The organism is Faecalicatena contorta, from assembly GCF_021531995.1.
GTDB lineage: Bacteria > Bacillota > Clostridia > Lachnospirales > Lachnospiraceae > Dorea_A > Dorea_A contorta_A.
Window position 1 is genome coordinate 18297 of sequence record NZ_JAFBIZ010000005.1, and the last position, 23807, is coordinate 42103.

At 44.6% G+C, this 23807-nt stretch carries 19 protein-coding genes, 2 pseudogenes and 1 other annotated feature; of the genes and pseudogenes, 2 read left to right on the forward strand and 19 right to left on the reverse strand.

Going from position 1 to position 23807, the window contains the following annotated elements:
• Positions 1-34: 34 nt before the first annotated feature.
• From JQM82_RS16175 to JQM82_RS01360, 6 genes are all read right to left on the reverse strand, one after another.
• A complete protein-coding gene (locus JQM82_RS16175) occupies positions 35-169 on the reverse strand; it encodes a hypothetical protein (protein ID WP_268827640.1) in 135 nt (44 codons plus the stop codon).
• Positions 162-1499: a bifunctional folylpolyglutamate synthase/dihydrofolate synthase gene (locus JQM82_RS01340; RefSeq protein WP_235248103.1), complete on the reverse strand. Its 1338-nt coding sequence runs from the start codon at positions 1497-1499 to the stop codon at positions 162-164. Before JQM82_RS01340 ends, JQM82_RS16175 begins: the two co-directional genes overlap by 8 nt.
• On the reverse strand, positions 1486-3690 hold the full coding sequence (locus JQM82_RS01345; protein ID WP_235248147.1) for an LTA synthase family protein: 2205 nt from the start codon (positions 3688-3690) through the stop codon (positions 1486-1488). Before JQM82_RS01345 ends, JQM82_RS01340 begins: the two co-directional genes overlap by 14 nt.
• Before the next feature lie 6 nt (positions 3691-3696).
• Entirely contained in the window at positions 3697-6357 is a 2661-nt protein-coding gene (locus JQM82_RS01350) for a valine--tRNA ligase (RefSeq protein ID WP_235248104.1), read from the reverse strand.
• An 89-nt stretch (positions 6358-6446) separates the two neighbouring features.
• Positions 6447-6696, reverse strand: a binding site (T-box leader).
• A gap of 74 nt (positions 6697-6770) precedes the next feature.
• On the reverse strand, positions 6771-7715 hold the full coding sequence (locus tag JQM82_RS01355) for an AEC family transporter (RefSeq protein WP_235248105.1): 945 nt from the start codon (positions 7713-7715) through the stop codon (positions 6771-6773).
• Positions 7716-7777: 62 nt separating this feature from the next.
• The gene (locus tag JQM82_RS01360; protein ID WP_235248107.1) at positions 7778-8296 is read right to left on the reverse strand and encodes a DNA-deoxyinosine glycosylase; all 519 of its coding nucleotides are present in this window, start codon (positions 8294-8296) and stop codon (positions 7778-7780) included.
• A gap of 358 nt (positions 8297-8654) precedes the next feature.
• Between JQM82_RS01360 and hydE the strand changes: the two genes are divergently transcribed.
• Both hydE and hydF read left to right on the forward strand, forming a co-directional pair.
• Positions 8655-9719 carry a [FeFe] hydrogenase H-cluster radical SAM maturase HydE gene (hydE, locus tag JQM82_RS01365; protein WP_235248108.1) on the forward strand — a complete coding sequence of 355 codons (1065 nt, stop codon included), beginning with the start codon at positions 8655-8657 and terminating at the stop codon, positions 9717-9719.
• Between the two features lie 17 nt (positions 9720-9736).
• On the forward strand, positions 9737-10966 hold the full coding sequence (gene hydF, locus JQM82_RS01370) for a [FeFe] hydrogenase H-cluster maturation GTPase HydF (RefSeq protein WP_235248109.1): 1230 nt from the start codon (positions 9737-9739) through the stop codon (positions 10964-10966).
• A gap of 102 nt (positions 10967-11068) precedes the next feature.
• Here hydF and JQM82_RS01375 read toward each other — a convergent pair whose 3' ends face one another.
• The 13 genes and pseudogenes from JQM82_RS01375 to fabF all read right to left on the reverse strand — a co-directional run bounded on the left by JQM82_RS01375 (position 11069) and on the right by fabF (position 23793).
• A complete protein-coding gene (locus tag JQM82_RS01375) occupies positions 11069-11959 on the reverse strand; it encodes a lyase family protein (RefSeq protein WP_235248110.1) in 891 nt (296 codons plus the stop codon).
• Between the two features lie 107 nt (positions 11960-12066).
• A complete protein-coding gene (locus JQM82_RS01380) occupies positions 12067-12807 on the reverse strand; it encodes a DeoR/GlpR family DNA-binding transcription regulator (RefSeq protein ID WP_235248111.1) in 741 nt (246 codons plus the stop codon).
• Between the two features lie 14 nt (positions 12808-12821).
• Positions 12822-13796 (reverse strand): annotated as a pseudogene (gene ptsP, locus JQM82_RS01385) (phosphoenolpyruvate--protein phosphotransferase); the annotation flags it as partial.
• Positions 13790-15091: pseudogene (locus tag JQM82_RS01390) on the reverse strand (PTS fructose transporter subunit IIABC); the annotation flags it as partial. The pseudogenes JQM82_RS01390 and ptsP, both read right to left, overlap by 7 nt.
• A 24-nt stretch (positions 15092-15115) precedes the next feature.
• A complete protein-coding gene (gene pfkB / locus JQM82_RS01395; RefSeq protein WP_235248112.1) occupies positions 15116-16027 on the reverse strand; it encodes a 1-phosphofructokinase in 912 nt (303 codons plus the stop codon).
• Positions 16028-16212: 185 nt separating this feature from the next.
• Positions 16213-16935, reverse strand: a complete 723-nt coding sequence (locus tag JQM82_RS01400) for an NAD-dependent protein deacylase (protein WP_235248113.1) — start codon at positions 16933-16935, stop codon at positions 16213-16215.
• A 3-nt stretch (positions 16936-16938) separates the two neighbouring features.
• Positions 16939-17394 carry a MarR family winged helix-turn-helix transcriptional regulator gene (locus JQM82_RS01405; protein WP_235248114.1) on the reverse strand — a complete coding sequence of 152 codons (456 nt, stop codon included), beginning with the start codon at positions 17392-17394 and terminating at the stop codon, positions 16939-16941.
• A 40-nt stretch (positions 17395-17434) separates the two neighbouring features.
• Positions 17435-18532, reverse strand: a complete 1098-nt coding sequence (locus tag JQM82_RS01410; RefSeq protein ID WP_235248116.1) for an NAD(P)H-dependent flavin oxidoreductase — start codon at positions 18530-18532, stop codon at positions 17435-17437.
• Positions 18533-18552: 20 nt separating this feature from the next.
• Entirely contained in the window at positions 18553-20295 is a 1743-nt protein-coding gene (locus JQM82_RS01415) for an acetyl-CoA carboxylase carboxyltransferase subunit alpha (RefSeq protein WP_235248118.1), read from the reverse strand.
• Positions 20296-20307: 12 nt separating this feature from the next.
• Entirely contained in the window at positions 20308-21642 is a 1335-nt protein-coding gene (locus JQM82_RS01420; protein ID WP_235248119.1) for an acetyl-CoA carboxylase biotin carboxylase subunit, read from the reverse strand.
• A gap of 11 nt (positions 21643-21653) precedes the next feature.
• Positions 21654-22082, reverse strand: coding sequence for a 3-hydroxyacyl-ACP dehydratase FabZ (gene fabZ / locus JQM82_RS01425; protein ID WP_235248120.1), 429 nt, complete (start codon positions 22080-22082; stop codon positions 21654-21656).
• A 16-nt stretch (positions 22083-22098) separates the two neighbouring features.
• Positions 22099-22536: an acetyl-CoA carboxylase biotin carboxyl carrier protein gene (gene accB / locus JQM82_RS01430; RefSeq protein ID WP_235248121.1), complete on the reverse strand. Its 438-nt coding sequence runs from the start codon at positions 22534-22536 to the stop codon at positions 22099-22101.
• Between the two features lie 18 nt (positions 22537-22554).
• Positions 22555-23793 (reverse strand): beta-ketoacyl-ACP synthase II, encoded by a 1239-nt coding sequence (gene fabF / locus JQM82_RS01435; protein WP_235248122.1) that lies wholly within the window; start codon positions 23791-23793, stop codon positions 22555-22557.
• Positions 23794-23807: the final 14 nt, after the last annotated feature.

Below are 23807 nucleotides of genomic sequence, written 5' to 3' on the forward strand. Positions count from 1 at the left end.
CCCTCTGTTAATAATGTCTCCTACGACTCTGTTCCTACTTTGTCTGCTGAATCACTTCCCGCAGAATATCTGTCATATCTGTCAGATCTTCCTGATACACCGCATCTTCTATATCTTCAACTTCCAGACTCGGCTGAAACTTCTTTAATTCTTCTTCAAAATCAAGCATGCAAAGCACCTCCCAGTAGTTTTTTAATCATCCCCACAAGGTATAGTGATCCCAGGCAATAGATCTCTCCGTCTTGCCCACGCTCCCTTTCTGCCGCCAAAAGAGCCTCTTCGAGGCTTTCCTCACACAGCACTTTTCTGGACGTATATTTTTCAAATATCGCCTTCAGTTCCTGTACCGGAACTCCTCGGGTATCTTCGATCTGCGTCACAATATAAGCTTTTGCATTCATGTTCTGACACAGATAGGCAATCATCTGCTCATACTTTTTATCTGCAACAGCCGAAAACAGAATGACCGGTCCCTCTCCTTCATCCGCCTTCAAAGCCTTAACGCTTTCTACAAACGCTTCAATCGCTCCCGGATTATGCGCACCATCAATCGTAATATGTTCCGCAACCTGTTCCATTCTGCCTGCCCAGTGTATCGATGCCAGTGCATCAACCCACCGATTGATATGGATTTTTTCTCCCTCCAGCAGATATTCTGCCGCTTCCAGTGCGATCATTGCATTCGTCACCTGATAACAGCCACAGATTGGGACTTGATAGATAACATCTTTATCATACGCATTCACTCTGGAAAATGCAATATATTTGCGGTTAACTTCTCGAATTTCGAACGCATTTTTCGAGATTTCTCTACAGGGTGCCTGCTTCTCGAACGCCGTTTCCAGTATGACTTGTGATGCCTTTTCATTACTTCCGTCAAAGATAACCGGAATTTCTTCTTTGATGATTCCTGCTTTCTCTGCCGCAATTTTCTCAATGGTATCCCCAAGAATATCCGTATGATCCAGGCTGATCGATGTGATCAGCGTAAGTGCCGGATGCTCCACAGAATTGGTCGCATCCAGTCTTCCTCCAAGGCCTGTTTCCAGAATGATATATTCCACATCCGTCTGCGCAAAAGCCATCATTCCCATACCAAAGAGAAATTCAAAATATGAAGGGTGCTCTATTCCATCTTCCTCCATCTCTCTGACAACGGACAGAACCATTTGAAATACCTTCAGAAAGGTATCATTTTCTATCTGGACATTGTCCATTCTTATTCGTTCATTTACAGATACAAGATGAGGGGATGTAAAGAACCCTGTTCTCTTCCCCTCTGCCATCAACAGTGCCTGAAGATATGCACATACGGAACCTTTTCCATTGGTTCCGGCAACATGAATGATCTTTCTGTCCACTGCCGGATTCCCAAGTCTTCTTAAAAATGCCCTGGTATGTTCGAGCGTATGTTTTTTTGTAAACCTGGGAATCTCTTCAATATATTCTACTGCTTCCTCATATGTGTAGGACACAGTCTCTTTTTTACTCAACATCATAGCTTTGATCCACCCACGATTTCGACTTATCGGTTGCTGTACCTTCCTGTTCTACCAGTTCACCATCCTGATAGATATACTTTTCTGACATACGGAAGATCGTTTCACTGGATCCAACCTGTCCGACCTGAATCACATCTCCGTCTGACAGTTCAACCTCTGACAGATCGATTCTGGTATTATTCAGGAAACTGCTCTTTTGCTTTTCTCCATTGATATATATTTTACTGTATTTGGTAAAATTCTCTCCGTACAGACTATATCCTTTATTCAAATGCGGTACAATGCTGCTAAGCGTGACATCCCGCACTCCCATTACCATATGTCCTTCCGTAATCGGCTGATCTCCATCATACACATACTGATTGCCATACAGGATGTCATACTGAAGCAGTTCCAGATCCGCCAGATAATTCTTGCTCTTTGTTCTTTCCTGATGATAATTGAATATCGTTCCGGAATGAATGTCCAGTCGTTCAAACACCTCTGCCATCAACTGATAAGACGGCAGGTTCTTATCTTCCTTTTCCAGACCGATATTATCCCAGATCACATAGTTTGTATTATACAGGTACCTGCTCTTTAGATCCTCCGCCTTAAGTCCCATCGTCGGAAGATGATCTCCATAGAACACAACAACCGTTGGTTCACCGCGTTCTTCAATCGCCTTTACCAGATTTCCGGCAAACTGATCCATCTCATATACCTGATTGACATAATACTCCCATTTATTCTTTTTAGCAGGATCGTCGATTCCTTCTACCGTAATTGTCGGATTTTCAATGACCTGTTCCTCCGGATAGTCTCCATGCCCCTGAACACTGACCGCAAACACAAAATCCTGCTGCTGCGTCGTATCCATGGATTCCAGAATATGCTGAATCAGAATGTCATCCTTCGCCCAGCCGTTTTCCGTAGTCTGAAGTACATTCATGAATTCCTTACTGGTGTATGTGTCAAATCCAATATTATTAAACACGTTGGCGCGACTGTAAAAGTTACCGGTATTGTTGTGAAGTGCATGTGTACCATATCCCAGTGTGCCAAGCGCAGTTGCCGCACTTTCGCATGGCGTGGTTTTCAGCATCGTCTTGTACGGATATTCTCCTGGACCGAAGTAACGAAGATTCATTCCCGTCAATACCTCAAACTCTGTATTTGCAGTACCGGCTCCTACAGAAGGTACTTTAAAATATCCTGTTGAATACTCATCGTACATGGCATGAAGATTCGGACATGGATCCTCCGATGTTGTAAAAAACTCTGCTTCGGCCACATCAAAATAAGATTCCAGCTGTACAACAATGATATTCGGCCGCTCCTCTTCCGCAAGCCCGGTCTCATTCCTGGTAATCTCTCCATTCTTGCTGATCTCGGCAATCGTTTCTTCATTATAATCATTCGGTTCATTGATCCCGGTATTAAAAAGACTTGCCATAAAACAGTAAGGAAGTCCGTAATCTTCATACGCAAACGCAATATTTCCAAAATACGTAGAGACCACTCTCTTATCTACCGCCTGCTCTGCCACAAAACCATACAGTGCACAACAGATTGCAATTCCGATCAGAGCACGAACGTGGTGGACTTTCCCACTGTACTGTCCGCCCCGCCTCCACATGGATATACACCAGACGATCAGCGCCACGACTCCGATCACCAGAATGACCAGCTCAAAACCATTACAATAATTATTGATCAGAGCGATACCATCCTGCGCAATCTTGAGATCCTGTGCATTGAATGGTGTGACACGCTTCAGTAGAATATACCCATTGGCAACTCCGAGAATCAGCCAGACCGCACTGATAATGATTCTTGCGAACACTCTTCGCTTGAGCAGATAGACAATCGAAAATGTCACAAATATCATAAAAGCATTGTACAGGAACACATATGGCGATCCAGTCATATATTTCCAGGCTTCCACTAAGGAATGCCTGGAAATTGCTTCTATTGCATAATTAATGATGCATGCCAGCAGTGCGTGAAATACCAGCGAGAAACGATTCATAAATGCATATACCGGTTTCATCTTCTGTGCAAATGCGCTGTTGCGGCGCTCTTCCAGGATCCTTTCTCTTCGTTCCCTTCTGCCCTTCCAGTATTCTATTATATCTTCTTTTTTCAGATGTTTTAATTTATGAATTCCCGCCTTAATGTCGGGCTTTTTTAAATGAACCTTCTTCATCTTCACCTATGACCTTTTTGCTCTTAATCCTTCCAGTCTTTCTTTTACCTGTTCCATCATCTGTCGGTATGTTTCCAGCTTCTGACGTTCTTCCTGGACTTTCGCTGCAGGAGCCTTGCTGACAAACTTCTCATTATTCAGCATTCCTGTTGCACGGGCAATTTCTTTTGAAAGTCTCGTTTCTTCTTTTGTTAATCTATCAATCTCCTGATCAAAGTCGATCAGTTCTTCCAGCGGAACATATACCGTCGCATCCGGTACCACAACGGATACCGCATCATCTGCAATTCCTGTCTTATCATTCTGAATCACAAGTGCGTTCAAAGCTGCCATGGTCTGTGCTGATGTATCAAGCAGAGCCAGTCCCTCACATATCTTGGCATCTTCACATACAACATATGCGGTTGCCTTTCTGGAATTCGGTACGTTCATTTCTGCCCGCACATTACGGATTCCTCTTACGATCTCTTTGTAATGGTCTACCACCATCTCTGCATCCGGAGCGTTGCGCTTTTCATCGTATACAGGCCAGTCTGACATCATCAGTGATTCCTCTTCCGGAACCAGTTTGCTGTAAATCTCCTCTGTTACAAACGGCATATATGGATGGAGAAGTTTCAGAGAATTCTTCAGTACCTCTCTGAGCGTCCACAGTGCATCATTTGCACCTTCTGCGTCTTCTTCCGCATGATAGATACGATATTTTGCGATCTCGATATACCAGTCACAGAATTCATCCCATAGGAAATCGTAGATCTTGGACAAAGCGATACCAAGCTCAAACTTATCCATATTTTCTGTTACGTCTTTTACCAGTGTATTGCATCTGGACAAGATCCATGCATCTGCCGGATAACGATTGAAATCTGCCGGCTCTGTCAGTTCCTTATCTCCCAGATTCATCAGGATAAATCTGGATGCATTCCATACTTTGTTCGCAAAGTTACGGCTCGCCTCTACTCTTTCATTATAGAAACGCATGTCATTACCAGGCGCATTTCCTGTTACAAGTGTCATACGCAGGGCATCTGCACCATACTGATCGATGATCTCCAGCGGATCAATACCATTTCCGAGAGATTTACTCATCTTGCGGCCCTGGGAATCTCTCACCAGACCGTGAATAAATACGGTATGGAACGGTGCTTTCCCTGTATGCTCATAACCGGAGAATACCATACGGATTACCCAAAAGAAAATGATGTCATATCCGGTAACCAGTACATCTGTCGGATAGAAATAATCCAGATCTTCATTCTGATCCGGCCATCCAAGTGTGGAGAATGGCCACAGCGCAGAACTAAACCATGTATCCAGTGTATCTTCATCCTGTGTAAAGTGTGTGCATCCGCACTTTGGACATTTTTCCGGAGCACCGCGTCCTACCACAACTTCTCCACATTCATCACAGTAATAAGCCGGAATTCTGTGTCCCCACCAGATCTGTCTTGAGATACACCAGTCACGGATATTCTCCAGCCAGTGCAGGTAGATCTTATTAAAACGCTCCGGAACAAATCTGAGTTCCCCGTTCTTGATTGCTTCAATCGCCGGTTTTGCCAGTTCATCCATCTTAACGAACCACTGCTGCTTTACCATCGGCTCTACCGTTGTATGGCAACGGTCATGTGTACCTACATTATGAGAATGTGGCACAACCTTTACCAGATATCCCTGCTCTTCCAGATCCTTCACCATGGCCTTTCTTGCCTCGTAACGATCCATGCCGGCATATTTTCCACCATACTGCGCATTGATCGTAGCATCGTCGTTCATAATGTTGATCTCAGGCAGGTTGTGACGCTTTCCAACTTCAAAGTCATTCGGGTCATGTGCAGGTGTGATCTTAACCGCACCGGTTCCAAATTCTTTATCTACATAATAGTCTGCAACAATCGGAATCTCTCTGTCAGTCAATGGAAGCAGACAGGTCTTTCCAACGATATCTTTATATCTCTCATCATCCGGATGTACGGCAATAGCCGTATCACCAAGCATAGTCTCCGGACGTGTTGTTGCGATCTCCAGGAAATCATCGGTTCCTACGATCGGATACTTGATGTGCCAGAAGAATCCATCCTGCTCTTCATGCTCAACTTCTGCATCAGACAGAGATGTCTTACATACCGGACACCAGTTGATGATTCTTGATCCCTTATAGATATATCCTTTTTCATAAAGTTTGATAAATACTTCTTCAACAGCTTTGGAACAACCCTCATCCATTGTGAAGCGTTCTCTGTCCCAGTCACAGGATACACCTAACTTTTTCAACTGTCCTTCGATCGTTCCTGCATACTCTTCCTTCCACTGCCAGGTTCTCTCCAGGAATTTTTCTCTTCCAAGCTCTTTTTTATCAATCCCTTCTTCTTTCAACTGATTGGTAACCTTAACCTCTGTGGAGATTGCCGCATGGTCTGTTCCCGGAATCCACAGTGCATTGTATCCCTGCATTCTCTTATAGCGGATCAGGATATCCTGCAGTGTATTGTCCAGTGCATGTCCCATATGCAGCTTACCGGTAATATTCGGTGGCGGCATCACAGTTGTAAACGGTTTTCTGCTTCTGTCAACCTCAGCGTGAAAATACTTATTTTCACACCATCTTTCATATAACTTTGCTTCAATCTCTTTTGGATTGTAGGTCTTTTCCAGGTTCTGACTCATAGTTTCCTCCTCATACTTCAGATACACTTTATCCTATTACTTTTCACATTTTCTTCACATTTTGAAAATGAAAAAGCCCTCTACATTACGTAAAGGGCGATTGTAGTCGCGGTACCACCTTTATTATATAGAAGAAATACTTATTCACCCCTTCTATACATCTCATCTTATTCTATAACGGGAACGACTCCGGGACGACCTAGCTTCTTATTATGAAGTTCAGCCATCCGGCTCAAAAGCTACCTTCTGTATCCTGAATATCCCGAGTACCTCTCAGCCTGTGGGTCACTCTCTCTGGCAGGTTCATGAATACATACTCCTCTTTATCAAAGCCTTTACGTATAAACTACTGATTATCATAGCCATCGAAAATCAATTTGTCAAGGAAATTAAGACTTTTTTAATAGTTCACCCTAGATAAGGGAAAAGCTTCTCAGTATATACAGCCATCCTGTCAGGGTGAATGCACTGAACAAAGTGGTAAGCATAACGGTACTTGACGTCAGAGTACCTTCATGTCCCATATTTTTTGCCATAACAAAGCTGCTCACGGTTGTGGCAGATCCCAGCATCACAAGAATGGCCACCAGTTCCTCCCTGCAAAAGCCCATCCATACAGCCATCGGAAGGAAGACACCTGCATATCCCACCAGCTTGATCAATGCTGCCACGACAGACGGTTTTACCTTTGCAAATGCTTTCCGGATGTCAAAGGTTGCTCCCATAGCCATTAATCCCATCGGCGTGGCAACACTTGCAACACTGCTCACTGTTTTTTCTGCAATATGTGGCATTGGAATCTTTAGTGCTGACCACAGAAGTCCGACCACGATTCCGATAATGATTGGATTCGTCACAATGCCTTTCAGTGTTTTTTCCAGAACCTTACGGTCCAGTCCCTTCTGTTCCGGTCGGAATAGTGACAACACAAGAACTGCCATCACATTATAGAGCGGCACACTTCCGATGATCATAAGAGGCGCCATTCCCGACGTTCCATATATATTTTGAATGAACGCAATTCCCAGAAGCGCCGCGCTGCTTCGATAGGAAGCCTGAATAAATTCTCCCTGGATCGACTTGTCTTTCCATAAATATGAGATTACAACAGAGATTGCAATACTGAGTACTGTTACCAAAAAGCAGAATAAGATAAACTTCATATTCCACACCTTATCAAAGTCGACCGATGCCAGATCACTGAACACAAGCAGTGGAAGCGGCACCCGGAATACAAACTGATTCATCTTTGATGCAAATGCATCATCAATCCATCCTGCTTTTCGAAATATCAATCCCAAAAGCATCATAAAAAACACCGGAACCGTCGCATTTAAACTAAATATCAGATTTTCCATCCTTCTCCTTCTTTCATCGTTATTTATTCGCTTCAACTCAAGACTCTCTCTCGGAACGTATATCAGATAGGGGATTGATACCCGTCACTGATATATTTTTGTATTATCGAATATGCCTGATACAATTCTTCATAGGATATCCTGCAGTTTGCCGGGCTTGTAGATGGCAGACTGATCGCCTCTACACCGGTTACAGGATAACAATACTTTTTATATAACTGATATGCCTTCATCCCGGTCGTGAATATCGCCTGGATATCCGCTGTTTTCAGAATTCTGCTCATATCATTGGGTACAGGATTGCGGATGCTGCTGTCCTCTGCTCCTCTGATCTCGCAGCCTGCCAGCACATCCCATACCGCAATCCGGTTTCTCAGTGCAAACGTAATCTTCTCTTCCTTAGTCTCCGGCAGCGATTCCTGACAGACATCCGATACCACTTTCCAGAAACGGTTTCGCGGATGACCATAATAAAATCCCACTTCCCGTGACTTCGGTGATGGCATAGTTCCCAGCATCAGAATCCGTGAACGTTCGTCATATATCGGTTCAAAATCATGTGCCACATATTCCGTTTCCATTCTCTGACCTCTTTCTTCGATAAGATTTTCCCTGAAACTATTTCTTTCCTATTATAACAGACTTCTACAATTTGTGTGAAATATATGCGTTCATAAATATCTGCAATTTGTGAATCCATAAACGATGATTGTGGAAACATTTGCAGTATGTTATAATTTTACAAAACCGTACTGATCACAAAGACTGTATATTCTGAGTGAAAAGGCGTACAGATTCATAGAGAATACACTGGCAGGATATCTCTGCCTTTTCAGAACCTGACGCTATGTACGCCAGGTTTTTTACGTATCTATGGCGTGCAGAAACGAACCGGCAAAACCAGTATCATGCAAACCAATAGATTTAAGGAGACTGCCAATGAACACATCCATCCCTACTTCAGATCTGATATCACTGATTGATAAACTTCATACAGAACAGACGCTGTCCAGAAGTGAATGGACAGCTCTGATCTCCGGGCGTACACCCGAATTGTCCGAATATCTTTTTCCTCTTGCCCGACAGGAACAGCAAAAATATTATGGGACCGACATCTATGTCCGGGGACTGATTGAATTCACCAACTACTGTCGAAATGACTGTCTTTACTGCGGTATCCGGAAAAGTAACAAAAATGTACACCGGTATCGACTGACCGAAGAGGAGATTCTCACCTGCTGCCGCGAAGGCTATGACCTGGGCTTTCGCACCTTCGTCCTTCAGGGAGGCGAAGACGGCTGGTTTACCGATGATAAGATGATTACTCTCATACGGACAATCAGACAACGCTATCCCGACTGTGCCATTACTCTATCTGTCGGTGAAAAATCGCGTGAAACCTATCAGGCCTTTTTCGATGCCGGAGCCGACCGGTATCTTCTCAGACACGAAACCTGTAATTATCAGCATTATGGTATGCTGCATCCTGCTTCTCTGAGCGCCGCTCACCGACAGCAATGTCTGAGATATCTGAAAGAGATCGGTTATCAGGTAGGAACCGGATTCATGGTCGGTTCCCCCTATCAGACAGCAGAGCATCTGGCTGAAGATATGCTGTTCATGAAAGAACTGAATCCACAGATGATCGGAATCGGCCCGTTCATCCCGCATCATGATACTCCATTTGCCGGAGAACCCGCCGGAACATTGGAACTTACACTCTTTCTGCTGGGGCTGATCCGACTGATGATCCCCAGGGTACTGCTTCCTTCCACCACTGCACTTGGAACCATCCATCCCAGAGGAAGAGAACTGGGCATTCTGGCCGGTGCCAATGTTGTGATGCCGAATCTGTCCCCCACCAGCGTAAGAAAGGATTACCTGCTGTACGACAACAAAATCTGCACCGGAGATGAATCTGCCCAGTGCCGAAGATGCCTGGAGACCAGGATGCAGTCCATCGGATATCGTGTCGTAACCGCACGCGGAGATTCATTAAATTAAACAGGAGGTTGATAACTATGAGTTTAAATAATACGCCCTCTTCCGAGCGCATTCATATTGGTATTTTTGGCAAACGTAACGCCGGCAAATCGAGTATCATTAATGCTCTTACAGGCCAGAGCCTTGCGATTGTATCGGACGTAAAAGGTACTACAACAGATCCGGTTCTGAAGGCTATGGAACTTCTCCCGCTCGGGCCTGTTGTAATGATCGATACCCCTGGTCTGGATGATGAAGGAGAACTTGGTAAGCTTCGAATTCAAAAAGCTTATCAGGTTTTGAACAAAACGGATATTGCCATTCTGGTGGTGGATGGAACCACCGGTATGACAAAAGAGGATGCTGCGATCCTGGAACGAATCCGGCAAAAGGAGATTCCTTATCTGATTGTTCTGAACAAAGCAGATCTTGTTTCGGAAGCTGACCAGTGTACCGTCCTCGAATCTGCACAGGCTGCATACGGAATTAATAGCCGGCGTATCCTGTGGACCAGCGCCGAGGATCAAATGAATATATATGAACTGAAGGAACAGATTACCGTCCTTGCTCCACAGGAGGATTCCAAACTGCGTATTGTGGGTGATCTGATCCACCCATCGGATTTTGTCGTGCTGGTGGTACCGATCGATAAAGCCGCCCCAAAAGGGCGTCTGATTCTTCCGCAACAACAGACGATCCGTGATATTCTGGAAGCAGATGCAACTGCAATTGTAGTCAAGGAACACGAACTGCGAGAGACGCTTCAGAATCTATCCAAAAAGCCGTCTCTTGTCATTACTGACAGCCAGGTATTTGCCAAAGTATCCGCCGACACACCAGGAGAGATTCCTCTGACCTCATTTTCCATTCTTTTCGCCCGATATAAGGGAAATCTCCGCACGGTCGTACACGGCGCCCGTGCCCTGGACACACTGGAAGATGGTGATACCGTCCTGATCTCAGAAGGCTGCACACACCACAGACAGTGTGATGATATCGGTACCGTCAAGCTTCCTCGCTGGATTCGGAATTATACCGGAAAACAACTGAATTTTGAATTCACCAGCGGAACGGAATTTCCTCTGGAACTGGATTGCTATAAAATGATCGTTCACTGCGGCGGCTGTACGCTCAATGAACGGGAAATGAAATATCGTCTGAAATGTGCGGAAGATGCCAATATTCCGATCACAAATTACGGAACTGCAATTGCCTATATGCAGGGAATTCTGGAACGAAGCATCGAGATCTTCCCTTCGCTGGGGTAGATCTGCACCTTCCTCATACCAGACCATGAACATCCACATAAATCAATGCCGGTATCCCGAAGGTCTCCTTCAGAGATACCGGCGTTTTTCAGTTGCATGTTTTCATTCATCTATCTTTGCTTTTCTCCGGGCTTCTTCTGCCGCTTTCTCATATCCGATCTCGACCGCTTTATGGGTAACCTCCGCAAGGGATCCTTCCAGATGCTTCCGGCACTGCGCTTCATTGACACGCAGAGTATCTATGCATTTTGTACGAAATAATTCTGTTGCACGAATCAACAATTCCAGGCTTTCCAACAGACTGTCTGCAATCAGGGGAAGAAACGCATTTAACTCAAAATTACCACTGGCAGCTGCCGTCGCAACCGCCTGATCATTTGCCATCACTTTTATGGCAACCTGTGTCACCATCTCCGGAATCACCGGATTCACCTTTCCAGGCATAATTGTGCTCCCTGCCTGTACTTCCTGAAGAATAATCTCCCCAAGTCCGCCTTTCGGCCCGGAATTTATCCATCTTAAGTCCCCGGCAATCTTCATCAGATTCACTGCCATGGCTTTCAAAAGCCCGGACACTTCCACAAATACATCATTATTCTGAGTCAGATCCACTTCGTATTCTGCCCTTGCAAGTCCAATTCCGGTCAGATCCCGCAGTTTCTCTATCACACGGAAACGATACTGTCTGCTGGCATTATCACCCAGTCCGATGGCTGTTCCGGCACCGCCCTGTAATGGATGCACACAAAAATTATCCCGATATTTTTCCTTTTTCAACTCATCGCATGCGAAAATGATGGCATCCGCTTTCCATTTTTCCATCATCTCCAGTTCCCTGTATGTCTGCGCTGCTGCCTTTTTGATATCCAGCATAGCTCCAATCAGATGAAAGTTTGTTCCATTCGGGCCTAAAGCAAAATTATCACGCGCCTTTTTTGTCTCTTTTCCATACATTTCTATACGTTCAACCTGATCCTTTTGATTTTTTAGCATCTGATTCGTTAAGCCTCCCCCTGAAAAAATAAATCTCGTGGAATACTGTGCTTCTTTACACACGTTCTTCCACGAGATAATTCTTTTATATTCACAGCTTCTGATTATTAACACACAATAATATCTGAAATCTCCCGATATTCATCCGGAATACTGTCAGTCAGGATTTTCTTTCCATGAAATGGCGAAAAAGTTACGGAACTTACCAGATGAAACTTCGAAGAATCTCCCAGTATATACACTTTCTGACACTGTTCAACTGCCGTCCTTTTGACAAGCGCTTCATTCACATCCGGTGTTGTAAAGCCTTTTGTCTTACTGATTCCATTCGTTCCAAAAAAGCCTTTTGTGAAATGATATTCTTTCAGCAATATCACAGCTTCGCTTCCTACAACTGCTTCTGTCGAACTTTTCAGTTCTCCGCCAATCAAAAACACTCTTGTCCCATTAGCCGCAAGTCTCTGTGCATGTGCAACCGCATTCGTCACAAAAGTTGCCGATGTTTTTTCAAGGAACTCCAGCATATATCCCGTCGTTGTCCCTGCATCCAGATATACGAAATCTTCCGGTTCAATTAAAGAAGCGGCATACTTTGCAATCCGAAGCTTTTCCTCTTTCTGAACCTCTTTTTTTTGTGCCACCGTAGGCTCCAGTGCAAGAAATGTATTATCTGCAGCAACAGCACCACCAAACACTTTCACAAGCTTTCCCGCCTTATCCAGTGCCGTAATGTCCCTTCTGGCAGTTGATTCCGATATATTCAGCAGTTCTGTTAATTCTATTACTGAAATGCTGTGTCTTTCTTTCAGTAATTCTAAAATCATTGCGTAACGTTGCTCTGACAGCATATGATACTCCGTTTCTATCTTCTGTTTTCTTTATAATCTGCAACGTTCGTCTCGAGCACGATCTTACGAATCGGAAGAATTCTTCCCGGAGATACGGACAATTCATCTACTCCCATCGCCAGAAATTCTCTTGTCAATTCCAGATCTGCACCAAGCTCACCACAAACACCTGCCCAGATGCCTGCTTTGTGTGCATTATCGACTACCATGGATATCAGGCGAAGAACTGCCGGATGATGCGGATCATAAAAATCATCCAACGATATATTCTGTCTGTCAATTGCCAGCGTATACTGTGTCAGATCATTTGTTCCAATACTGAAGAAATCAACCTCTTTTGCAAGCATATCACTTATGATTGCCGCTGCCGGAGTCTCAATCATAATTCCCTGTTCCGGCTCACCATGTTCTATGCCCTGTTGCTTTAATTCATCCTTCACTTGTTCAACAATTTCTTTGATTTTTCGAACTTCTTTCACGCTGGTGATCATCGGATACATAATTGCAATTTTTCCATACGCACTGGCACGGAATAATGCTCTCAGCTGAGTCTTAAACACCTCTGGACGTGTCAGACAGATACGAATCGCACGACATCCCATTGCCGGGTTTTCTTCTTTTTCCATTTCGAAATAATCACACTGCTTATCCGCACCGATATCTAAAGTTCGGATAATGACACGCTTTCCGGCCATGGTCTCTGCTACGGTCTTATATATCTGAAATTGTTCTTCCTCTGTTGGATACTGATCTTTCTCAAGGTAGATAAACTCACTTCTGAAAAGTCCAATACCTCCAGCATCATTTTGTCGAACCGTTGCAAGATCCTTAATATTACCGATATTAGCATACAGCAAGATTTTCTGACCGTCAAGAGTGATGTTTTCCTTGCCTTTCAAAGTCTGAAGAAGCCTTTTTTTCTCTTCTTCTTCTTTAAGCCGCATCATTTTATCCAAAATCTCATCGTCAGGCTCTATATACAATATGCCATAGACAACGCTCCGGCAACTCCTGAACCGATAATACAGGAAGGAAGTACGTGAATCGGATCGGAAGCTGCAAATGGGATAGCACCTTCTGTGATAAATGCCAGACCCATAATAATATTTGTCGGACCTGCCTCTCGTTCTTCTTTTGTAAATTTATTTTTAAAGAGCATGGTCGCAATTGCAATTGCACAAGGCGGCGTCATACCACCAATCATAACAGCTGTCATAATGTCGTAATTACCTGCTGCAATCGCTGCAGTACCGAATACATATGCTGCCTTATTAAACGGGCCTCCCATATCAATTGCCATCATTCCACCTACGAATCCCAATGCAAGTGCCGGTCTGTCTCCGATTGCCATCGCGATGTAACCACCCAGTACCGGAAGCATCAATCCAAATGCAACACCTCCCAGATTCTTAAGCCATGCTGCAGCTGGTGTAATCGTTCCAAAATTAGCTCTGTCTGCAACATCCAATGCATTCATATCCACGCAGAATCCATCAATCAAGAATGCAATTGCAATCAGAATACCTCCACCTACTACGAACGGAAGCATGTGAGACACTCCATTCATCAACTGTGTATAGATCTGATGTCCTATGCTGCCACTTTTCTTTGTTGTTTTCGTAACTTTTGCCCCTGCTGCCGCATGATAGACCGGGACATCTCCTGCAATCGCACGTTCAATTAATTCATCTGCTTTACTGATTCCGTCTGATACCTGACATTCAATCACTTTCTTTCCATCAAAGCGATCCATCGGAACCTGTGCGTCTGCTGCAACAATAATACAGTCTGCTTCTTCAATCTCCTGTTCTGTTAATACATTTTTGGCTCCGCCGGATCCTCTTGTCTCTATCTTTACAAAACAGTCTTTTGCTTTTGCCGCTTTTTCAATTCCTTCTGCTGCCATATAAGTATGTGCAATACCGGTCGGACAGGAAGTAACTGCAAGAATCTTGCATTTAGAAGCTGCCACATCCCCTGTATCTGCCAGTCTCTCATCGATACTTTCTTTCTCGTTGTCTGCTTTATCAATAATTGCAAGAAATTCATCTACTGACGACGCATTTCGAAGAGAATTTGAAAATTCTTCATCCATCATCAATACAGACAATTTACTCAATACGTCAAGGTGTACATTATCTTCCGTATTCGGTGCTGCAATCAGGAACATCAATGTTACCGGCTCACCATCCAATGAATCAAATTCTACACCTTCCTTGATTACCATAGCTGCAAGACCCGGCTTGGTAACAGCGTCGCATTTGCCATGTGGAATCGCAATTCCGTAATTCTCATCCTTTTTTCCTCCTTAATTCGGGATTAGTTGTTGATATACTGCCTTTATTTCTTCCTTCGTTGCCAGCAATTCTGAAAATGCACTTGCACTTCCTGCTGATACGCCCATATAAAATGCATGTTTATAGTCTTGTTCTTTCAACCAGCCTGCGACAAATCCAGCTACCATAGAATCTCCCGCTCCGACGCCATTTTTCAAAGTCCCTTTTGGTGCCGGAGTCGCATATACACTGCCATCTCCTGCAATCAATACTGCCCCTTCACCAGCCATGGACACCAGAACATTCACCGCGCCCATTTCCTGCAGCTTTTTACCGTATGGTATCACTTCTTCTCTCGTCTTCAGCTCCACGTTGAATATTTCACCCAGTTCGTGATTATTAGGCTTAATTAAAAACGGGTGATACTCCAACACATTTAAGAGCAGATCCTGCGTTGCATCCACAACAATCATGACTCCTCGTCCATCCAGTCTTCCCATAATCCTTCTGTATATATCATCCGGCATAGAATTGGGAATACTACCGGCAAGGACCAAAGTGTCGCCTTGTCCTAACACATCCAGTTTATCCATCAGAGAGTTCACTGCTTTCTGATCAATTTTAGGGCCGCATCCGTTAATCTCTGTTCCATCAATAGACTTTAACTTCAAATTGATTCTAGACATTCCGTTCTCAAGCAAGATAAAATCTGACTTCACGCCCATCTCTTCCATTCGATGTACAATCTCATCTCCGGTAAACCCTGCTGCAAATCCCAATGCTGTATTCTCGATCCCGAGATTGCCAAGCACTGTTGACACATTAATTCCTTTTCCACCCGGAAGTATCAATTCAGAGCTTGTACGATTGGTCAATCCCAATTTAAAGTCTTCTACAGAAACAATATAATCTAGTGATGGATTAAATGTAACTGTATAAATCATCTCATTTCCTCCTGTTTTTATTTTATGATTGCATTATATGTTCAAAGTCAGTCAAAGTCAATCAAACTATTTCACAAATATGACCTTACATTTTCGTTTAATATGCACAACCGATTTTGACCGACATTGAATGAATTTGATTTTTTCAAAATACAAATGAGGGATTGTTTTTCAACAATCCCTCATCAGATTTTTACCTGTTCCAACACTTTTCCGATCGGAGCTGCAATGGTCAGCTCTGCTCCTACTTCTCTCGCTGTAGCACCTTTGTTGATCACAACCAGATGCCTTCCTCTGAAATAATCGATAAATCCTGCCGCAGGATATACGACCAGAGATGTTCCTCCGATGATCAGAGTATCCGCATTGCTGATTGCCCGGATACTTTTCTGAATGATATCGGAATCCAGTCCCTCTTCGTACAATACAACATCCGGCTTGATCACACCACCGCAGGTACACCTCGGGATCCCTTCTGCATGCTTCACATATGCCGCATCGTAGAATTTATGGCATCTCTGGCAATAATTCCTGTGAATACTTCCATGGAGCTCCAGTACATTCTTACTGCCCGCCGCCTGATGAAGTCCGTCAATATTCTGCGTGATAACCGCCGTTAACTTTCCTGACGCTTCCAGTTCTGCAAGCTTCCGGTGTGCCGGATTCGGCTTTGCATCCAGAAACATCATCTTATCCTTATAAAACTCATAAAATCCTTCTGTATTACGAACAAAAAAGCTGTGGCTTACGACCTGCTCCGGCGTATACTTATATTGCTGGTGGTACAGGCCGTCCGCACTTCTGAAATCCGGAATATTGCTCTCCGTGGATACTCCGGCACCTCCAAAAAATACAATGTTCCTGCTGTCATCAATAATATTCTGCAATCTTTCTATTTCTGTTTCCATCTTTTAAGGCTCCTTTACCTTGCTGTATCCGGTAAAAAATTCAGTCAACACATCCAGTGTCTTAACCAGAACAGGCAGTTCTTTTTCATCCAGTTTATCCATAATAGCCTGCGTCATCTGCCGATGATAATCCTCATGATGATGATACGCTCTGACTCCCTTTTCCGTTAACTTCACAAATACAACACGGCGATCCTCCTCGCTTCTGTGACGCTCAACGTATTTTTTATTCACCAGACTGTTCATTGCTGTAGTGAGGGATCCGACGGTAATCTTTAACTTTTTCGCAATAGAAGACATATTTCTGCCGTCACCAAGTCCGATTGCCTCGATGACATGCATATCATTATTCGTCAAATCTTTGAATTCCTCTGTTATGATTGCCTTCTCTTCCAGCTCCCAGATCTCATTGATCAGGTTCACCAGCGTATTATTAATCAGCTTATATGCGTCGTCCATTCCCATCGTCCTTCACTCTTCCTACTTTTCTACACCTACATTATACCCTTTCCAGCAGGAGAGAATCAATAACTTCTTTTACCGTTTCAATCCGACTGGCCTTATACGCATACGCACCGCAGAATAAAAGTGCATCCTCCACTTTCCCTTTTGCCGCATGGATCAGCGCTTCTGTAATACAGTAAGGAATCTTTGCAGGATTACATCCATTGAGGCATCCATGGCATCGGACCGGTGCAATCCGCTCTCCTGCCATAATTTTTTTCATAAAAGGATTCATAATGGCACGTCCCGGCATCCCAACCGGACTTTTCACAATAACAATATCTTCCTTTTCTGCTCTTACATACGCCTCTTTATAACGGATATCCGCGTCACACTCTTCAGTTGTCACGAACCTGGTCGCCACCTGAATGGCATCAGCTCCGAGAGCAAATGCATGAGCTGCCTGCTCCTGATCTTCGATACCTCCGGCAATTGCCACCGGAATCTTCTGACTGTACTTGTCTTCATACTCCCTGACCGCTTCCAGTATGGCATGAATCTCCCCGTCATATTCTTTCACAGTTTCTTTCAAAGAACTGGCTGAATCAGCCCCGTATTCCTCAAGCTGTTCTCTGGTAAACCCCAGATGTCCTCCGGCGAGCGGCCCTTCAATAACCAGTAGATCCGGGATCCTTTTGTATTTTCGATCCCAGTACTTCAAGATCACTCTTGCTGATTTTTCACTGGATACGATCGGTGCAAGCTTTACATCGGAAGCTTGTGCATACTTCGGAAGCTCCGTTGGCAGTCCTGCTCCGGAGATGATCAGATCCGCCCCCGCAGCAATCGCCGCTTTAACATACTGCTCATAATGCTGCATAGCTACCATGATATTGAATCCGATCACTCCTTTCGGAGCAATGTTTCTCGCCTTCTCATATTCCTTTTTGACCGCTCTCAAATTGGCCTTCAATGAATCCACATCATAATCCGGCTCCTGAAAACCAATCTGGGCGGCAGAGATGATCCCTATGCCGCCCTCTTTTGCAACGCTCCCGGCAAGACGGCCCAGACTGATTCCAATGCCCATTCCGCCCTGAATCAACGGAAGCTTTACTTCTATATTACCAATTTTCAATGGTTTTATCTTCATATATTTTCGCTCCTCTTCTGTTACAGTTGCCGGAACCTCTGATATCTGCGCTCTGTCAATTCTTTGGAAGACATCACTTCATATTGATTCAGAAATTCTTCCAGTTCGCATTCCAGAGGAGTGATTACCTGTTGTATATTCTGAACCGTATATTCTTCCGGCTCCCTGAATACTTTTTCCACGATTCCCTGCTGATACAGATCTTCTGCCGTAAGACGCATGACCTTTGCCGCCTCTTTTGCCTTAGAACTGTCCTTCCACAGAATACTTGCAAAGCCTTCCGGTGACAGAATGGAATAGATGGAATTCTCCAGCATCCATACTTCATCTGCAGTTGCCATGGCAAGAGCTCCCCCGCTTCCGCCTTCTCCGATAATGATGGAAAGTACCGGAACTTTTAATCCTGACATCTCATAGATATTTCTTGCAATTGCCTCTCCCTGTCCACGCTCTTCTGCTTCCAGTCCACAAAATGCTCCCGGCGTATCTACAAAACAGATAACCGGTCGATGGAACTTCTCTGCCTGCTTCATCAGACGAAGTGCCTTGCGGTATCCGTCCGGAGAGGGCATCCCGAAGTTCCGTTCAATATTTTCCTTTGTATTGGTTCCTTTTGCCTGCGCGATCACGGTAACCGGCCTGCCATGAAATCTGGCAATTCCTCCGATGATTGCCTTATCATCTGCATAATAACGATCTCCGTGAAATTCAACAAAGTCCGTGAACATATGCCGGATATAGTCACTTCCCACCGGACGGTCCTTTTGTCTGGACAGTTGTACACGTTCCCACGCATCCACAGACGTTTTTTCCTGGTCATGTGACAGATTGGTATTCTGAATCCCTGTCTGCGTACCGGTCTTTTGGACAACATTTTCTGTCTCCTCTGTACGATCCAGGCTCTCCTTTTCTTTATGAAGTGACAGAATCTGAGACAGCGTTTCTTTCAGCTTGGGACGTTCCACAATGGCGTCAATGAATCCATGCTCCAACAGGAATTCCGAACGCTGAAATCCCTTCGGAAGCTTCTGTCCGATCGTCTGTTCAATGACACGTGGTCCTGCAAAGCCGATCAGCGCCTTTGGTTCCGCCAGTATCACATCTCCCAGCATGGCAAAACTTGCCGTTACTCCTCCGGTAGTAGGATCCGTCAGAACACTGATGTACAGAAGACCTGCATCACTGTGTCTTTTTAATGCAGCAGAAGTCTTGGCCATCTGCATCAGAGAAGTGATCCCTTCCTGCATTCTGGCTCCTCCGGAACAGGCAAACAGAATCACCGGCAACCGTTCTTCTGTTGCCCGTTCAACTGCCCGCGCAATCTTTTCTCCGACGACTCCTCCCATACTTGCCATGAGAAATCTTCCGTCACAGACTCCGATTACAGCTTCTCTTCCATCGATTCTGGCCTTACCGGTCACAACCGCTTCCCGAAGTCCCGTCTTTTCCCGCAGGCCTTCCAGTTTTTCTTCATACCCTTTATAGTTCAGAGGATTTTTTGTCTCCAGATCCATATCCCATTCTTCAAATGTCTCCGCATCTGCCACCATTTCAATTCTTCGATATGCATGCACACGAAAATATCCACCACATTTGGGGCATATATAATACCCTTTTTTTACATCGTCCGCAATAATCGCACCTCCGCATTTATTACATTTGCGCAGAAGCCCTTCCGGAACCTCCGGCTTCCCGGAGAGTGCGATATAACCTTTCTTTCCTGTAGAAAGTCTGGTCTTTTTAAACATATTATCTAACTTCATAGATATTCACCTTTACAATCTCTCGATAAATTCAATATCAATATTGCCACGAATATAATCCGGATGATTCAGTATCTCATACTGATAATCCACATTGGTATCAATTCCCTCAATGATAACTTCTCCCAATGCACTTCGCATCTTCAGAATCGCTTCATTTCGATTTTTTGCCCACACAATCAACTTTGCAACCATAGAATCATAATAAGGCGGAATCGTATATCCACTGTAAATCGCAGAATCAATTCTGATTCCTTTTCCTCCCGGAAGATACATATCGGTAATCGTTCCCGGTGAAGGACGGAACCCTTTTTCCGGATTTTCCGCATTGATTCTGCACTCAATGGCGTGTCCGGTCAGGTGGATATCCTTCTGGGTATAAGACAATTTTTCTCCGGATGCAATGCGAATCTGCTCTTTTACCAAATCAATTCCTGTGACCCATTCTGTCACCGGATGCTCGACCTGAATTCTGGTATTCATCTCCATAAAGTAGAAATTTCCGCTCTTTTCCAGAAGGAACTCGATTGTTCCGGCATTCACATAACCGGCAGCCTTCGCAGCTTTTACGGCTGCCTCTCCCATCTTCTGTCTCAGTTCTTCTGAAAGAGCAATGGACGGAGATTCTTCAATCAGTTTCTGATGGTTTCTCTGAATGGAACAATCTCGCTCTCCCAGATGCACCACATTTCCATAACTGTCTGCAAGAATCTGAAACTCAATATGTCTTGGATGCTCCACAAAATGCTCGATATACATGGTATTATCACCAAATGCCATCTGCGTTTCTTTCTGTGCGGTTCGGAAGCTCTGTTCAAATTCTTCCGGCGACCGGGCGACTCTCATTCCTTTTCCTCCGCCGCCAAGTGCTGCTTTTACAATCACTGGATACCCGATTTCGGCCGCAATATCCGCGCCCGTCTCTGCGTCATAGATCGGCCGGGTACTTCCCGGAATTACCGGAACCCCTGCCGCAATCATCGTATTTCTCGCTTCCTGCTTGTTTCCAAGGCTCGCAATCACTTTAGAATTCGGTCCGATAAACGTAATATTGCACTGTTCACAGAGTTCTGCAAATTTGCTGTTTTCAGACAAGAACCCGAATCCCGGGTGAATGGCATCGGCACCGCTCACAATCGTAGCACTTAAGATCCGGTCCATACTCAGATAACTTTCGGAAGATGGTGCAGGTCCAATACAGATCGCTTCATCTGCAAGCTTCGTATGAAGTGCTTCCTTATCCGCTTCCGAATAAACTGCTACCGTCTCAATCCCCATCTCTCGGCAGGCACGGATAATTCGCACCGCAATCTCTCCACGATTGGCAATCAATACTTTTTTTATCATTCTTCTGTCACCTATCCAATCATAAATGTCAATTCCGCGCTGACTACCACCTTGCCGTCAACACTTGCTACCGCCTCACCGACTCCTACCGGCCCTTTCTGTTTGATAATTTTCGTCTCCAGGCGTACTTTATCTCCCGGTACGATCTTTCCTTTAAACTTACATTTATTGATACCACCAAAGTATGCAACTTTTCCCCGGTTTTCCTCCACACTTAAGATGGCAACTGCTCCTGCCTGTGCCAGTGCTTCCACCGTCAGCACTCCAGGCATCACTGGTTCCTGTGGAAAATGTCCTTTGAAGAAATCTTCTCTGTAGGTCACACATTTATATCCGACCGCATACTGCCCCGGTTCATAATCCTCGATATAATCCAGCAATAAAAATGGATGGCGGTGAGGAATGATCTCTTTAATCTGATTAATATCCAAATGATTCATAATTCTTCGCTCTCCTCTATGCAATGCGGAACAATGGCTGACCATATTCAACGGCTTCTCCGTTCTCTACCAGCACCTCTTCGATCGTTCCGTCATACTCACTTTCAATCTCATTCATCAGTTTCATAGCCTCTACAATTGCCAGTGTCTGTCCTTTTTTCACCTGATCTCCCACGGATACAAATGGCTTCGCATCTTCTGCAGGTGCCACATAAAAGGTACCTACCAGCGGAGATTCTATGACTTTTCCGCTCACCGGCTTCTCTTCTCTGACCGGAGATTCGGTCTGTACTGCCTCTGCATTTACCGGACTTGTCGTTAACACCTGTGCTGCCTGTACTTTCCCGCCTTTTTTCGACAAATGCAGCTTCACTCCGTTTTCCTCATATTGAAAGCCTGTCAGTTCAGAATCTGATACGGCATTGATTAATTTCACAAGATTTTCTAATTCCATACGCTTCAGATCCTTTCTCTATCCTTCATACTCTTTGATTAACAAGGTTGCATTATGACCACCGAATCCCAGAGAATTCGTCAGCACACAGCGAACTTCTTTTTCTATTGGTGCACCAATGGCATAATTCAGATCACATTCTTCATCCGCCACTTCTGTTCCTACCGTCTGATGAATAAATCCATCCTGAATGGTCTTCACACAAGTAATGAATTCCACACCACCGGCTGCACCCAGAAGATGACCGATCATGGATTTGGTAGAATTTACGACCACATTCTTTGCTGCATCCTGTAATGCCAGTTTGATTGCTCTTGTCTCGAACAGGTCATTGTGATGTGTAGAAGTACCATGTGCATTGATATAATCCACCTCATCCGGTGTAACATTACCTTCCTGCATTGCAAGTTCCATTGCTTTGGCTGCTCCGCTTCCGTCTTCTGCCGGAGAGGTAATATGATATGCATCTCCTGTTGCTCCATATCCCGCAACCTCTGCATAGATATGCGCGCCTCTTGCTTTTGCATGTTCCAGTTCTTCCAGCACAACAACGCCTGCGCCTTCTCCCAGAACAAACCCTCCGCGATCCTTGTCAAATGGAATGGAAGCACGCAGTGGATCCTGTGATGTAGAAAGAGCCGTCAGACTGGTAAAACCAGCAATTCCCGTCGGACAGATACAGCTTTCTGTTCCTCCTGCCAGCATGATATCTGCATCTCCATACTGAATTGCACGGAACGCATCACCGATACAATTGGTTCCGGTTGCACATGCCGTCACAACATTCGTACATTTTCCGCGGAAACCAAGCTGAATGGAAATGTTCCCTGCTGCCATATTGGAGATCATAAGCGGTACCATCAACGGGTTTACTCTTCCCGGTCCACGTGTCAGAATCTTTTCATATTCCTTTTCTACCGTCTGAAGACTTCCGATTCCGGATCCCACGATCACACCTGCACGGAACGGATCTTCATTTTCGATCTCCAGCCCTGCATCTTCATACGCTTCTTTTGCAGCCGCAACTGCATACTGGGAAAATAATTCCATACGTTTTGCAGCTTTAAAGTCCATCCGCTCTTTTGCAACAAATCCTTTTACTTCTGCGGCAAGTTTCACTTTGTAATCCGCAGTATCAAATCTAGTGATCTCACCAATTCCAACTTTTCCGGCCCTGATTCCTGCCCAGAACTCATCTACTGTATTACCAATCGGAGTCACTGCTCCAAGTCCTGTTACTACCACCCGTTTTTTCATACAACTATTCTCCT